Annotated in this window: 7 protein-coding genes and 1 pseudogene; all 8 read left to right on the top strand. The window is 54.7% G+C overall.

Features of this window, described 5'->3' with window-relative positions; translation table 11 throughout:
* Positions 1-13: 13 nt before the first annotated feature.
* Positions 14-6823 (top strand): BapA/Bap/LapF family large adhesin, encoded by a 6810-nt coding sequence (locus tag EPG66_RS14650; protein ID WP_343055225.1) that lies wholly within the window; start codon positions 14-16, stop codon positions 6821-6823.
* Between the two features lie 319 nt (positions 6824-7142).
* Positions 7143-8402, top strand: a complete 1260-nt coding sequence (locus EPG66_RS14645; protein WP_227028346.1) for a TolC family outer membrane protein — start codon at positions 7143-7145, stop codon at positions 8400-8402.
* A 28-nt stretch (positions 8403-8430) separates the two neighbouring features.
* On the top strand, positions 8431-10638 hold the full coding sequence (locus EPG66_RS14640; RefSeq protein ID WP_182687337.1) for a type I secretion system permease/ATPase: 2208 nt from the start codon (positions 8431-8433) through the stop codon (positions 10636-10638).
* A complete protein-coding gene (locus tag EPG66_RS14635; RefSeq protein WP_031593683.1) occupies positions 10635-11816 on the top strand; it encodes a beta-barrel domain-containing protein in 1182 nt (393 codons plus the stop codon). The genes EPG66_RS14640 and EPG66_RS14635 overlap by 4 nt, the downstream gene beginning before the upstream one ends.
* Positions 11817-12097: 281 nt before the next feature.
* Positions 12098-12283: pseudogene (locus EPG66_RS23170) on the top strand (HTH domain-containing protein); the annotation flags it as partial.
* Positions 12284-12409: 126 nt separating this feature from the next.
* The gene (locus EPG66_RS14630) at positions 12410-13615 is read left to right on the top strand and encodes a BglG family transcription antiterminator (protein WP_229518688.1); all 1206 of its coding nucleotides are present in this window, start codon (positions 12410-12412) and stop codon (positions 13613-13615) included.
* An 18-nt stretch (positions 13616-13633) separates the two neighbouring features.
* Complete coding sequence (locus EPG66_RS14625) at positions 13634-14107, top strand: PTS sugar transporter subunit IIA (RefSeq protein WP_182687334.1); 474 nt, start codon at positions 13634-13636, stop codon at positions 14105-14107.
* Positions 14108-14214: 107 nt separating this feature from the next.
* The gene (locus EPG66_RS14620) at positions 14215-15639 is read left to right on the top strand and encodes a PTS fructose transporter subunit IIC (RefSeq protein WP_182687332.1); all 1425 of its coding nucleotides are present in this window, start codon (positions 14215-14217) and stop codon (positions 15637-15639) included.
* Positions 15640-15643: the final 4 nt, after the last annotated feature.

Below are 15643 nucleotides of genomic sequence, written 5' to 3'. Positions count from 1 at the left end.
TGACACCGTGAACGTGAACGTCGACACCAGCGCCACCGCGCCGGGCCTGACCGACGACGCCGGTAACCCAATCGCCGACGGCAGCAGCACCAGCGACAGCACCCCGACGATCAATGGCGACGGCATGCAGCCCGGCTCCACCGTCACCGTCTCCGACGGCGACACCGAGCTCGGCACCGCCACCGTGGGCGAGGACGGCAGCTGGACCTTCACCCCTGACGCGCCGCTGGCTGACGGCGATCACGCGCTCGTGGTTGACGGCACCGACGCCAGCGGCAACGCCAGCAGCAGCACCGTCGACGTCACCGTCGACACCAGCGCCACCGCGCCGGGCCTGACCGACGACGCCGGCAACCCGATCGCCGACGGCAGCACCACCAGCGACAGTACCCCGACGATTAATGGCGGCGGCATGCAGCCCGGCTCCACCGTCACCGTCTCCGACGGCGACACCGAACTCGGCACCGCCACCGTGGGCGAGGACGGCAGCTGGACCTTCACCCCTGACGCCCCGCTGGCCGACGGCGAGCACGCGCTCGTGGTTGACGGCACCGACGCCGACGGCAACGCGGTCAGTGACACCGTGAACGTCACCGTAGACACCAGCGCCACCGCGCCGGGCCTGACCGACGACGCCGGTAATGCAATCGCCGACGGCGCGACCACCAGCGACAGCACCCCGACCATCAATGGCGGCGGCATGCAGCCCGGCTCCACCGTCACCGTCTCCGACGGCGACACCGAGCTCGGCACTGCTACAGTGGGCGAGGACGGCAGCTGGACCTCTACCCCTGACGCCCCGCTGGCCGACGGCGAGCACGCGCTGGTCATCGACGGCACCGACGCCAACGGCAACGCGGTCAATGACACCATTAATGTCGTGGTGCAAACCGCGCCGTCTATGGAGATCGTTGATGATAACGGTACCGCTATTCTGGATGGCGACACTGTTAGTGACAGCACCCCAACCTTCAACGGTAAAAACTTCGAACCGGGAACCAATATCGTCATCGCTGATGGCGAAACGACGCTGACCACCGTGACAGTTGGTGAAGATGGAAGCTGGACCTTCACGCCGGAAAACCCACTGGCTGAAGGTGCGCACGCTATCAAGGTCACTGTTACTGATTCAGAAGGTGTGAGTAATGACGGCATCTTCAACGTCACGATTGATACCACCGCGCCAGATGGGGTTGATATCACTACGGTGGCTCTGACCGATGAAGATGGCAATGCGATTACCGCCGCGGATGTTACCTCTGAAAACATGCCGACCTTCAGTGGCAAAGATCTCGAAGCAGGAGCCACCGTTGTTATTCGCGACGGTGAAACTGTACTGGGTGAAACGACGGTGAATGAGGATGGCAGCTGGTCGTTTACACCATCAACCGCACTTGACGATGGCGATCATCACTTTACGTTTGAAGTCACCGATGCAGTCGGCAACAGCAGCGGCATGTCTGAGGCACTGGATCTCTCAGTCTCAGCTACCAAAGGCATTAACACCGGTGTCGTAATTACCGATGATGCAGGACGCGTGATTGTTGATGGCGATGCCATAAATGACACCACCCCGACGTTTAGCGGAAAAGATCAGACACCAGGCACCACAGTGACTATCGCCGATGGTGAAACCGTGCTGGGAAGTGTCGTGGTTGCCGAAGATGGAAGCTGGAGCTTTACGCCTGAAGCAGCCCTGGCTGAAGGTGACCATGCGTTAATCGTGACTGTAACGGATGCGGAAGGCAACACCAGCAGCGACACCGTTAACGTCGTGGTCGACACCGTTGCGCCAGAGGTCATTGATGTGGCCGCGATGGTGGTCTCAGATGATGCAGGCAATGCGTTAGTCGCTGGCAGCGCTATCGGTGATACCACACCGACCTTTAGCGCCTCAGGCCAGGAAGCGGGCACCACTATTATCGTTCGCGATAATGGTACGGTACTGGGTGAAGCTCAGGTCGCCGACGATGGCAGCTGGTCTTTCACGCCGTCTGAAGCGCTGACTGATGGTGACCATAGCTTTACGTTTGAGACAGTCGACGCGGCAGGTAACAGCAGCGGTGAATCTGACGCTGTCAGTTATGTCGTGGACTCTGTTGCACCTGAAGGTGTGGACATTGCTGCGGTGGTGATCACCGATGAAGTGGGCGCGGCTATTAATACAGCCGAAACCCAGAGCGACAGTAAACTCACCTTCAGCGGCAGCGATCTTGAGCCTGGTGCCACCGTTACGATCTATGACAAAGGTCAGATCGTCGGCGAAACCACCGTTGCTGATGATGGCAGCTGGAAATTTACCGCTGAAGACGGTTTGTATGACGGCACGCATGAAGTGACCTTTACCGTGACAGATGCGGCAGGTAACAGCAGCGCGCCTTCTGACGCTCTGGATCTGAATGTGCAGGCGATTGTGCTGACCGCCTCCGATAATGTCAGCTCAGATGCAGCGGTCGGCTTTACCTATCCGGTTGATGTGAGTCAGGATCTGGGGACAGTACTGGAAGACAGCGGATTAGTGTCGTTTAACAATAAGATTGTCAGTGATCCGATTGTGGTCGCCGATGGCACCATTATCGATCTTGATGTTACGGCCACCTCTTCCGCATTCCTTAACGTCGCCAGTAACTCGACGCTGGTGTTGCAGAAGTATGACTCATCCACCAGCACCTGGGTTACCGTTTCTGAGGAGAACAGCGGAAACCTGTTTGGCATGTTTGGACTGGGCGCATCCACCTCCACCATCACGCTCACCGGTCTGACTGCTGGCCAGTATCAGCTGGTTTATACCACCGGCGGTATTAACGTCGGTGCGAGCTTTAATCTGAACGCCTCTAAAACCGTCTATACGCTGGCGGAACAGGGCACGCCGACCGACTACACCACGGCAACCGGCAATGTGATCACGGATGTCGATACCGTCTATGGTGCAGATGGTATTCCGCACAGCGCCTATACCTCAGTGAGTGCGGCGAGCGTGACCAGCAGTGATGGCACCGTGACATCTGTCACGCTGGATGCCACCACCAAAACCGCCACGCTGGTGGGTCAGTATGGCACGCTGGTCATCAACGCCGATGGCAGCTATGTCTATACCCCGATCTCGTCCATGGACAGCATCGGTAAGGTAGATTCCTTTACCTATACCATTACCGACTCTGCCACCGGCCAGAGTTCATCCGCCCAGATTCACGTGCAGATTGGTACCACCAATGCGGCTCTGGATCTGAGCTGGGATCCAACCGATCCCACGGCGGCAGCGATCACCGACATTGCTTCCAGTAACGAGGCAAATGCCAGCGTTACGGTGATTTACAACAAAACCAGTGACACGATGCCCGAAGCCCTGCTGACAGCACAGAGTGCAGCCATTTACACCGGCTCATTCACGCTGAATTCTGCAGATGACATTGTGACCGGCGAGTTTAAGCTCTCAACGCAATATGATTTCTGGGGCAATAACTTCTCGCAGGATATGACTCTCGTCTACGAAGTCCAGAAACTGGGAGAAGACGGAAGCTGGTCAACGGTAACCACCAACGAGTTAGTGGTGAAAGCGGGCAACCATAGTGACGAAGTGCTGCTTCTCACCGACATGTCCTCTCTGGTTTCTGAAGCAGGAACCTATCGGATTGCTGTCTCCAAAACGGGGGCAACCAACACGATCAGAGTGAACATGAACGTGGATGTTTTAAGCACTACGGACTACGTCATCACCGCGAATGAACTCGCCACTGGCAACGTGCTGACCGATGAAGGCACAGACGGTGCGGTTGATAAGCTGAGTTCTATCTACACCCGCATCTATGCCAAAGCCGGTGACAGCACCAGCGATGTGACGATCGATGACAGCTATACCTGGGTCACCGAAAGTGGCGTCTCCATTGCGGGTCAGTATGGCACCCTGGTGATCTATAACAACGGGGCTTATACCTACACCCCTGCCACCACCACACTGCCAGCCGGCTCTGAAGACGTGTTCACCTATGCGCTGAAAGGTGCCAATGGTGAGGTCGTTACTGCCACCGTCACGATCCATCTGGGCGTTGAGGTTAACGGCAGCAACGGCGGTGCGCTGGTGTTCCACGGCACTGAGGCAGACGATGTGTTTGATGTGTATGACACTAACTTCGCCTCGGTAGATGGTGCGGCTGGCGACGACACGCTGGCATGGCATGGCAATGGCCAGCTGGTCTTAAGCGACGTCGCAGCGAAAGTCAGCAATATCGAATCGATCATGCTGACCTCAACCACCAGCAGCGACAACCTGGTGCTGGATGCGCAGAGCGTAGAAGATGTCACCAGCGAAAGTAATGCGCTGTATATCAAAGGCATCGCTGGCGACAGCGTGACGCTGCAAGGCACCTGGGTCGACAGTGGCACGGTAATCGTCGACAGCATCACCTATACGCACTACACCAGCACGACGGCTGCCGGAACAGTGGTCGATATCTACGTGCAGCAGGGGGTTAATCTCTCTTCAACCACCTATACGGATAGCCAGAATGGAACGGAATATACCGTTACCGCTGCGCAGGATGTAACAGGTACGGCTAGCGACGATATCTTTAACGTGAGCGATAGCAGCTTCACCCATATTGATGGGGGTGAAGGTCTGGATACGCTGGTGTGGAGCGGCACAGGCACACTGACGCTCAGCGATCTGCAGTCGAAAATCAGCAATATCGAAGAGATTGAGCTGGTTAATGACAGCGCGGTTAATAATCTGGTTGTCACCACGCAAAACATAGCGGATATCACTGATGCTGATAACACGCTGTTTGTTAAAGGTGCCATCACAGACACACTGACCCTCTCCGGTCGCTGGACGCTCTCTGGCAGTGAAGTGGTCAACAATGTGGATTACGTTCATTACGTCGGCACCACCGCCGATGGTCAGACCGTGAACCTCTATGTTGATCGTGACATGAAACTGAGCAGCACCGAAACCGCGCCTGAAAACAATGCGGCCGATGTCACGGGCGACGTTGCTCTGCTCAGCGACAGCGTGGCGCAGACCACCACGATGAACACTGCGACCAGCAGCTTCACCAGTGAGAGCTTCACGGTTAACAGCATCAGCGATCTGCAGGAGATTAACGTCAGCGTGACCGGGGCGTCGATCAATGCCAGCAATACCGTTTCGGTGAACTGGTCGTTGCAGGTTTATAACGAGCAGACGCTGCGCTGGGACAACGTGACCAGCGGCACTCAGGCGGTCACCAGCGGCAGTCCGCTGAATGTTTCGCTGGAAGGCCAGAGTGCGGGAACTTATCGCATCGTGGTCGACAGCACGCAGTCCGGACATCCTGGCTTCCTGTGGTCAACCAACTACGACGCGCTCACCGTGAAAGTGGCAGTGAATATCGTCAGCACCACCGACTATAAGGTCAGCACCAGCTCCAGCGTCAATGGCTCGGTCTTTACCAGCGACAGCGCCAGTGACAGTTCACTGCTGGTGAAATCGATAACCGCGGGTATTGTGACCGGTGCCGCAAGCTACACGCTGGTGGCCGCAGCGGGCACCACCATTGCGGGGACCTACGGCACGCTGACGATTCATACCGATGGGAGTTATACCTACACGCTGAACAGTGACTCGGTGATCAAACTGACCGGCAGTGAAGATTCGTTCACCTACATTCTGGCGGACGGCACCACCAAAAATCTGGTGATGACGCTGGGTGTTTCCGTGGATGGATCGGAAGGTGGTGCGCTGATCTTTGCCGGTACCGTTGGCGATGACAGCTTCACCGTTCACGACACCCAGTTCACCTCGGTGGATGGTAAATCGGGTCAGGATACGCTGGTCTGGAATGGTGCAAGCGAGCTGAACCTCAGTGAGATCGCGGGCAAAGTGAACAATATCGAAATCATCGATTTGCAGGACAACGCCCAGGCAACGGCGCTGCTGATTGGTGCCGATGATATTGAGAAAATCACGGATGCCAGCAATGTGCTGTATGTCAGGGGTGGCAGCAATGACTCCCTTTCACTGCAGGGCGTGTGGACCGTTAACGGCGTGGAAACGCTGAATAACATTACCTACACCCTCTACACCAGCACGGCACTGGATGGCTCGGCAGTCAAACTCTATGTTCAGCAGGGCCTGCACTTCAACGAAGTGACCGAGCACCTTGCCGGTTCTATAGCGGATGTCTCAGCCGATCTGACCGTGGTATCGGTGAGCCTGAATGGTGAAACCACCGCGATTACTGACGACAGTGCCGTCAGCGTCAAAGGCGCCTATGGCACGCTGGTTATCGATGAGGCGGGTCACTACAGCTACGAGGTGGATGATGCGTTTGCGCACAGCGGTAACACTGACACCTTCACCTATGCCCTGTCAGACGGCAGCAATGCTTCTCTGAGCTTTAACCTGGGGGTTGATGTTGATGGCAGCGCGGGTGGCGAAATTACCTTCACCGGCACCAGCGGTGCGGATGTTTTCGAAGTCTATGACACCGATTTCATCTCAATCAACGGCGCTGATGGTAACGATACGCTGGCCTGGCATGGCACAGGTACGCTGAACCTCAGTGATATCTCGGCCAGGGTCAATAATATTGAAACCATCGACCTGATGACGGACGCCGGAAAAGACAATCTGGTGGTCAGTGCAGAAAGTCTGCTGAAGGTAACGGATAACGATAATACGTTATTTGTCAGAGGGGAAAATGGCGACACGGTGACGCTCAATGGTAACTGGGAGCAGGCGGAAGGATTAGTGGCAAATGGGGTTAACTATAACCATTACACCAGTTCTGCAGCCGATGGCTCCGTGGTACAGTTATATATTGAAGACGATGTAACCATCGGATAATTAAAATCCGCATTAAAAGCAGGCTGGGTTATTTATACCAGCCTGCTCTTTCCCCGCGCGCTAAGCCGACTTTTATGACTGAGGTATATTTAACTTTTAAAATATCATGAAAAAAATAATTATCATTTTGCACTGTATTTTTATTACCCACTCTTCTTTTGCTGCAGATAAAAAACTATTTTCTGCAAGCGAGCCTTCAATAAATGAAGCCCCGTCCGGCTTTTGGGGCGTATTTTCTAAAACGCCCGATCCCGGAACCTTACCTGCGGGCGGTTCTGCGCTGGCAGATAAATTACAAATTAATCCGGCAGAAATTGATATGCAGCCTGCAGAATCAAACGGGGCTGACAGCTTTCCGGCTGACTGGCAGGCGGCCATTCAACTGGCGGTTAATCATCACCCTTCCATCAGCAGCAGCATTGCGACGCTGGAGTCATCAGGATTCACCATTGATGCCGCGAAAGCGGGCTATCTGCCTGCCATAAAAGCGGGCATCACCACGGGTCGACAGCAGGATGAAGGCAGCGGCCATATCGCGACCGTCGGCCTTTCTCAGATGCTCTACGACTTTGGTAAAACCGGCAGCGCGGTCGATCAGGCCAGCGCGAAATATCTGCGCCAGCAGGCCACGGTCCTGATGCAGATCGACACCATTATTGAGCAGACCGCACTGGCACTGAATGAGGTTTATCGATCAACGCAGCTGCTTGATAATGCAAAAAAAGAGGTAAAAGCACTGCGTGACATCCTGGCACTGACGCAAATGCGCGCCGAGGCCGGGGCCAGCACCCGTGTGGATCCGGTTCAGGCCCAGGCGCGCGTTGAAGCCGCCCAGGCGTCACAGCTGGATCTGGAAATCAAACTGGAGCAGCAGAAATACCATCTGCAATCGCTACTCGGCCAGCCGGTCGCAGAGAAGAAAATATCCGCGCCGGTCTCCCTGTTGCCCCTGATTGAGCGCCAGAGCGCCAGGATCGATTTAAACCGTAACCCGACCATTTTAGTGGCCCAGGCAGATGCTGCCGTCGCCCTGGCAGAGTTACGTAATTACAAAGCGCAGCGCTACCCCACTTTATCGCTTGAAGCCAACACCAATAAATATATCGGCGACATTGCGGATTATCAGCGCCATAGCCAGTACCAGAACGTTTATCTTTCGGTGAACAGCACCCTTTATCAGGGCGGCGCATTAGTGGCGCAGGAAAGCGCCAGTGCCAGAGCGCTGGAAGCAGCCAGGACCACTATTGCCAGTAAGAAACTGGAGATTAGCGATCAGCAGCGAAATTATTTTCAGAGCGTTAAAGGATTGCAAAAAAATATCACTTTGCTGAGCAGCCGGATGAAAACCATTATGGAAACACGCGCTCTGTACCGGGAACAATATTTATCTTTAGGTAATCGAAATGTTCTCGACTTACTCAATGCCGAACAGGAAATAAGTCGCGCCCGGCAGGATTTAATTAACGCCCGTTGCGATCTTTGGGCCTCCTCCGTTAATTATCTGGTGGTGACCGGAATGGCCCGCGACGCGTTTGATTTAAATAATAAAGTGATCCAGGGACTGCGCATTGCGCCGTAATTCTGTCAGCAACGAAGAGAAGACGATAATGAACACGATATCTGACAGGGAGAGTGCTTCAGCCCAGCCTGAGGCAAAAAAGGCTTATACCCCCTGGCTTGAAGCGCTGCTGCTGGTGGCTAAACATTACCGGCTTGATGGTTCACCTGAACGGGTGAAAGGGGAAGCGGAATGGCATATGCAGCATCTTTCACAGGATGCGCTGATTGAAAATATGGCCCGCCAGCTCGGCCTGCTGGTCATTTTTGATGAATTTCATCCGGATCAGCTCGATCCCTGGCGGATGCCGCTGATCGTCGATTTTGGTCCCCGCGGCGTCGGCGTCATCACCACGGCAGGCGAAGAAGACAAAGTCAGCGTGATGCTGAGCGGCGAAAAACAGCTGCAGACCACGCTGAGTCTTGAAGAGCTGTCGCAGCATGCGCAGCGCGTACTGCTGGCGAAGCCGGAGTCCTCGGTGCCGGATGCGCGGGTAGATGACTATATCAAGCCGCATCGTGCTGACTGGCTGTGGCAGACCATTCTTCGGGAGTGGCCAGCCTATGTAAACGTGATGTTTGCGTCGCTGATCTCCAACGTGCTGGGTCTCTCCGCGATGCTGTTCACCATGCAGGTGTATGATCGGGTGATCCCTTCCCAGTCCGTTCCCTCACTCTGGGTGCTGTTCGGTGGCGTAATGATCGCCCTGACCTGCGTTTTTGTAATGCGCATTATCCGCACGCATATCTCTGATATGGCCGGTAAAAGTGCGGATCTGCGCATCTCCGACCGCGTCTTTGGTCACGCGTTGCGTATCCGTAACGATCAGCGGCCCAAATCCACCGGCTCTTTTATTGCTCAGATCCGCGAGCTGGAACAGATCCGTGAACTGATTACCTCGACCACCATTTCAGCAATTGCCGATCTGCCTTTTTTAATCATTTTTCTCTTTATCCTCTGGTTACTGGGTGGATGGCTGGTGCTGGTTCCGCTGGCGGCGATTCCGCTGATTGTTATTCCGGGCCTGCTGGCGCAGGGGTCGCTGGCGAAGCTCTCCAAAGCGACCATGCGCGAGTCCGCGGTTCGCAGCGCCATGCTGGTTGAGACCGTACAGGGCATGGATGACATCAAGCTGCTGCGCGCAGAGCCCTACTTTCAGAACCAGTGGAATCACCTCAACGAGGTAATCAGTAAATCTTCGCAGAAGCAGCGTTTTATCAGCGGATTGCTGATGAGCTGGACCAGCGAAGTTCAGACTATTGCTTACGTGGGCGTGGTGCTGGTGGGTGCCTTCTTTGCCATGAGTGGCGATCTCTCTACCGGCGTGTTAATCGGCTGCTCGATGCTGGCGTCACGCATGATGGCGCCGCTGGGACAACTGGCGATGATATTTGGCCGCTGGCAGCAGGCCAAAGTGGCGCGTGAAGGACTGGAGAACCTGCTTAACAGTGAGGTCGATCAGCCAGAGCGCAGCATCCGGGTTCATCGTCCGCGCATTAACGGCGAATATGCCCTCTCCGACGTCATCTATCGCTACGACCCGAACTCCCCTGACCCGGTGCTGACGGTGAAAAAGCTGACGATTAAAACCGGTGAGAAAGTGGCGCTACTGGGGCGTAATGGTTCCGGTAAATCGACGCTGCTGCAGCTGATGGCGGGCCTGTTGCAACCGGGCGAAGGCGCACTGCTACTGGATGGTGTGCGTCTTTCCTCTATCGATCCGCTGGATGTGCGGCGTGACGTCGGGCTGCTTACCCAGACCTCCTCCCTTTTTTACGGCACGATCCGTGAGAACTTACGCCTGGGCATGCCGCTGGCGACCGAAGAGGAGATGCTTCAGGCCCTGGAGATCAGCGGCGCACTCGACTTTATTCAGCGCTTGCCGGAGGGCATGGATTACCTGTTGCAGGAGGGCGGCAAAGGATTGTCTGGCGGTCAGCGTCAGCAGCTGTTGCTGGCGCGCACCCTGCTCCGCCAGCCCAGCGTACTGCTGCTGGATGAGCCTACCGCCTGGCTGGATGATAGCGCGGAAAAGCATCTGATTGAGCGGCTGATGACGTGGATGGGCAACCGGACGCTGATTATCGCCACTCATCGTCCGGCGGTACTGCAGCTGGTTGATCGCATTATGCTGATCGACAAAGGCAGGATTGCGCGGGATGGAACGAAAGCCGAGATGCTTATCACCAGGCCCGAGGCCAGCGCAGCGCCGCATCAGGGCAAAGTGAACGTTAAACCGCAGGGAGCACAGGTATGAGTTTCTCCTTATTCCGTAAAAAGAAGTATCAGCGTTCCCGTAAGCGGGTCTCCTCTGGCGGTCTGATCATCCTGTCGGTGCTGATCATGCTGGTGCTGTTCTTTATCTGGGCCTCGAACTTCGAACTGGATGAAGTTACCGTCGGTGTCGGCAAAGTAGTGCCAAGCTCACACGAGCAGATTATTCAGTCGCTGGAGGGCGGGATCCTGAAAGAGCTGAAGGTTCACGAAGGCGATGTGGTTGAGGCGGGTCAGGTGCTGGCCCTGCTGGATCCGACCCAGATTGACTCCGGCGTACAGGAGAGCACCTCACGGTTACGTGCCGCGCTGGCGACGGCGGCCCGCTTACAGGCTGAGACCGCTGGTACACCTCTGATCTTTCCGCCAGAGGTATTAGCCGATCCGCCACTGGTGGCTGCTGAAACCGCGCTTTATCAGTCGCGCCGTGAAAACTACAGCAAGACCATCAGCGGCCTGACCGAAGCGCTGGAGCTGATCAACCGCGAGTTGCGGCTGACCTCTTCGCTGGTGGCTAAAGGCGCAGCCAGTAATGTGGAAGTGCTGCGGCTGAAACGCCAGGCGAACGATCTGCAAAACAAGCTCAACGACGCTGAGAATCACTATATCGTTCAGGCACGTGAAGAGCTGGCGAAAGCCAATGCCGAAGCGGCGTCTCAGCGCTCCATTATTATCGGACGCGCTGACTCGCTGAAGCGCACGGTGATTGTTACGCCGGTCAGAGGCATTGTTAAAGATATCGAGGTCAATACGGTTGGCGGCGTTATCCCACAGCGCGGCAATCTGATGGAGATTGTGCCGCTGGATGAGCAACTGATGATTGAGGCGCAGATTGCTCCGCGCGATGTCGCCTTTATCACGCCCGGCCAGCGTGCCGTGGTGAAGCTCACGGCCTATGACTACAACATCTATGGTGGTCTGGAAGGTAAAGTGGCCTCTATTTCACCGGACACCATCCAGGATGAAGTCCATCGCGACCAGTACTATTACCGCGTCTACATCCGCACCGATAAGGATTATCTGGTCAATAAAAAGGGCAAAAAATTTCCGGTTTATCCGGGGATGATTGCGATGGGCGAGATTCACACCGGCAGTAAAACCATCATGGAGTATCTGATGAAACCGCTGAACCGCGCGAAGGAAGCGCTGCGCGAAAGGTAAGTGTGTTTAGCATGGGTGGCTGCCGATATGGGTTGGGCAGCCACTTCCACTTTTAGTGACGAAGCGCATTAATCAGTAATGGCGACCTGGCCACCTTTCCCTCTGATCCCCTCTCCTCTGGCGCTTTTCTCTGTTTCATCTTTTCAGACATTATTTCAGCAAATTACGGCTGGGTGGTCAGCCTGACCAGTTACTTGTGGCCATGTTTTAATATTTACATGGCATAGTGCCTTTGCTTAGATGATAACTGACAAGGCGAATAACAGATTAAGCGGAACCTGATGATGATGAAGGCGCTGACTGAACGGCAACTGACGATTATGCGACAACTTATTTCTCATAACAGTTATGTGAGCCTGCACGCTATTTCAGAAAAAACAGCAATCACCACCCGAACCTTGCGCCGCGATATTGCCGATATTAACGAAAAACTTTCTGACCAGGGAATCAATCTCAGCGGGAAAAGTGGGAGAGGGATCACAATTAAATTCGCTGACGCGCAGTCTGAAATAGCCGCGCGCCGGATTTTCTCAATCGAGGTGGATGATTTCAGCAGCAACTTCAGGATGCTGAAAATAGCATCGGATTTATTAATGCTGTCACCAAAAAGTTCCTCCATCAGCGAACTGGCGGATAAATATTTTATCAGCCGCGCTTCGATAGTGAATGATTTGAAAACATTAGAAGCATGGTTACATCAGTTTGATTTAACCTTATTAAAAAGTCGTGTCGGAACCAGCATAAAAGGCAGCGACCATAATATTCGCATGGCGATGAAAGCGCTGGTGTTAAAATCGATTTATAACCGTCAGGACATGATGGAAAGCCGTCTGGATGAAAGCACGCTGCAGGAGCTTTCAGAGAAGTTTGGTCAGCAGGCTGTCCATTTTACCCTGCAATTAATTAATTTTATTGAACAGCAGCTGCAATATACGATAAGCGATCCTTACTACATCAATTTATTTACGCATATTCTGGTACTGATCCACCGGAGTCACTCGCCGATGCACAGGACCGACGCCCGCGCGGTGTCGATGAACCGGGTCAGCGACCATCACGCATGGCAGGTATCACTGGCGGTGATAGAGCGCATTGAGACCGCCTACAACACGGTACTGGTGGCCGAGGAATCTCACTCCATCTATCAGTATCTGGTCTCCTCCGGTAAGGCGGGCGGTGAGTCACCACAGCACGATGACTCGCTGATTTCAGAGCGTGAAACCCGCTTTGCTGAGGCGCTGATCGCCCGGGTGGCGCAGCGCATCAACATTGAAATCACTACCGACCAGAACCTGCAGGCGTCATTGTCCTCGCATATCAAGCCGATGCTGAACCGCCTCAGATATCATATCCGGATTAAAAATCCGCTGCTGCATGATATCCAGACCGAACTGGGCACGGTGTTCGCCGCCGTTAAAGCGGTGATCAGCCAGCTGACGCAGGAGTACAGCCTGGATGAGATCAGTGATGACGAAGTGGCTTACCTGACGGTGCATATTCAGGCAGCCATCGAAAACAGCATCAAGGTAAAACGGGTATTGCTGGTCTGCTCCAGCGGTCTGGGTACCTCGCAGCTGCTTTACGGACGGATTATCCGTGCCTTTCCCGACTGGAAGATTATCGACATCGTGCCAGGGAAAAATATTGCTGACTCCCTGAAACGACATGAGTGTGACGTGGTGATTTCCACCATCCGGCTGGAGCCGCTGGAAAAACCGGTGGTGTATGTCTCGGCCCTGTTCTCGGCGAAAGATATCGCAAGAGTAACGGAGTGTCTGGTATCGAATTCGATTAATTAATGATAATGGAGAAGCAAAATGACGACAGCCGTGGCTATTAACGAAGTATTAAAAGAAGAGTGCATTATTCTCGATGTCGATTGCCAGACCAAAGAGCAGATTATTTCTCAGCTGACCGACCTGCTCTGCCAGACCGGTGCCGTCACCGATAAAGCCGCATTCCTGAAAGATGTTTATCTGCGTGAAGAATTAGGCTCCACCGGATTTGAAAATCATATTGCTATTCCACACGGTAAATCTGCTGCCGTCGCTAAAACCCGCATTGCCGTGGGTCGTTTACGCCAGGATATTCCGTGGGAGACCATCGACGGCACCAAAGTCCGGCTGGTGATTCTGTTCGCGGTAAAAGAGTCCGATAAAGATGTGGGCCATATCAAAATGCTCGCCAAAATATCCATCGCGTTAGGTGATGAAGATGTCGTCGAGCAATTACTTAATGTCCCGCATCGCGAAGAGATGTTTCATTTACTGTTATCCCGATCGGGAACCTGAATAAACCGGAGAGCAGCATGCAATAAAAAACAAAGGAGGTATTCCAGGTTGTAGCCATCCCTTCAGACCGAAAAACATAAATATAAAATTTTCACTGGAGAACATTTATGAACATTATTGCCATTACCGCCTGTCCTACAGGTGTCGCCCACACCTACCTTGCCGAAAGTAATTTAAAAAAAGCGGCTAAAAAACTGGGCCTGAATGTATTAGTTGAAACCCAGGGTGCGATTGAAAGCGAATATACTTTCAGCGACGACGATATTCATCGGGCGGACGTCGTGTTGATCGCCGCAGATAAAAAAGTTGAGATGGCGCGCTTCCAGCACAAAAACGTGATTGAGGTGCCCGTTACCCGTGCCGCGAAGGATGCTGAAGGCCTGTTAAACGCCATTGTTAACGGCGAACTGGCTCCGAGGCTGGTAGACGCTGCGCCGCAGGCCAGTGCATCTGAGCCGGCTAACAGTGCCCGCGAGGCGTCGGGTTCCCGCTCCTGGATTTCAGAGATTTATGTGCACCTGATCACCGGCGTGAACCTGATGATCCCCTTTGTGGTGGCGGGCGGCATACTGATCGCACTGAGTTTTTCATTCGGGATTACGGCGGCCACACCAGGGGACGCGAACTTCAGCCCGATAGCGAAGATGCTCTCTGACATCGGTGGCGGTTCCGCCTTTGCCCTGATGCTGCCGATTCTTGCGCTGGGGATCAGCCAGTCTGTCAGCGGCAAAGCGGGCATCGTGGCGGGCGCCGTGGGCGGGATGATGGCGATCCACACCGGCTCCGGCTTTCTCGGCGCGCTGATTGCCGGCTTCCTGGCCGGATACATCACGCTGCTGATCAACAACCATATCCATCTGCCCAAAGCGGTCGCCGGGCTGAAACCTATTTTAATCGTGCCTCTGTTAAGCGTGCTGCTGACCGGCGCACTGATGGCACTGCTGATTGGTGAGCCGATCAAAATGCTGCTCGGCTGGCTGACCGACTTCCTTAGTTCGCTGGGTAACACCAACGCGGCCATCCTCGGCCTGCTGTTCGGCATGATGGTGGCCTTTGATATGGGCGGCCCGCTGAATAAAACCGTCTGTATGTTTGCGATTGGCCTGATGTCGAGCGGGGTTTACGGACCGATTGCCGCCTGTATGGCGGCGGGCATGGTGCCACCACTGGGCATCGCGCTGGCAACCACCCTCTTCCGCCGCAAATTTACCGAGCAGGAGCGGGAAACCGGCAAGGTCACCTACATCCTCGGCCTGTCATTTATTACCGAAGGCGCGATCCCATACGCGGTCGCCGATCCGCTGCGCGTCATCCCGGCCATCGTGGCGGGCTCCGGATTAGCGGGCGCACTCTCAATGATGCTGGGCTGCGCTTCCCGCGCTCCGCACGGCGGCATTTTCGTCATCTTCATTCCTAACGTGATCAGCAATGTCATGGGTTATCTGTTTGCGATTGCCGCAGGCAGTCTGCTGACGGCGCTGATCCTGCTGTTCCTGAAAAAAGATATCTCCGTTCCTGCAAAACAAGGATAAAACT

The sequence above is a fragment of the Pantoea pleuroti genome, assembly GCF_014156615.1.
Taxonomy (GTDB): Bacteria; Pseudomonadota; Gammaproteobacteria; order Enterobacterales; family Enterobacteriaceae; genus Pantoea; species Pantoea agglomerans.
This window is presented reverse-complemented; position numbering and strand designations above follow the sequence as displayed.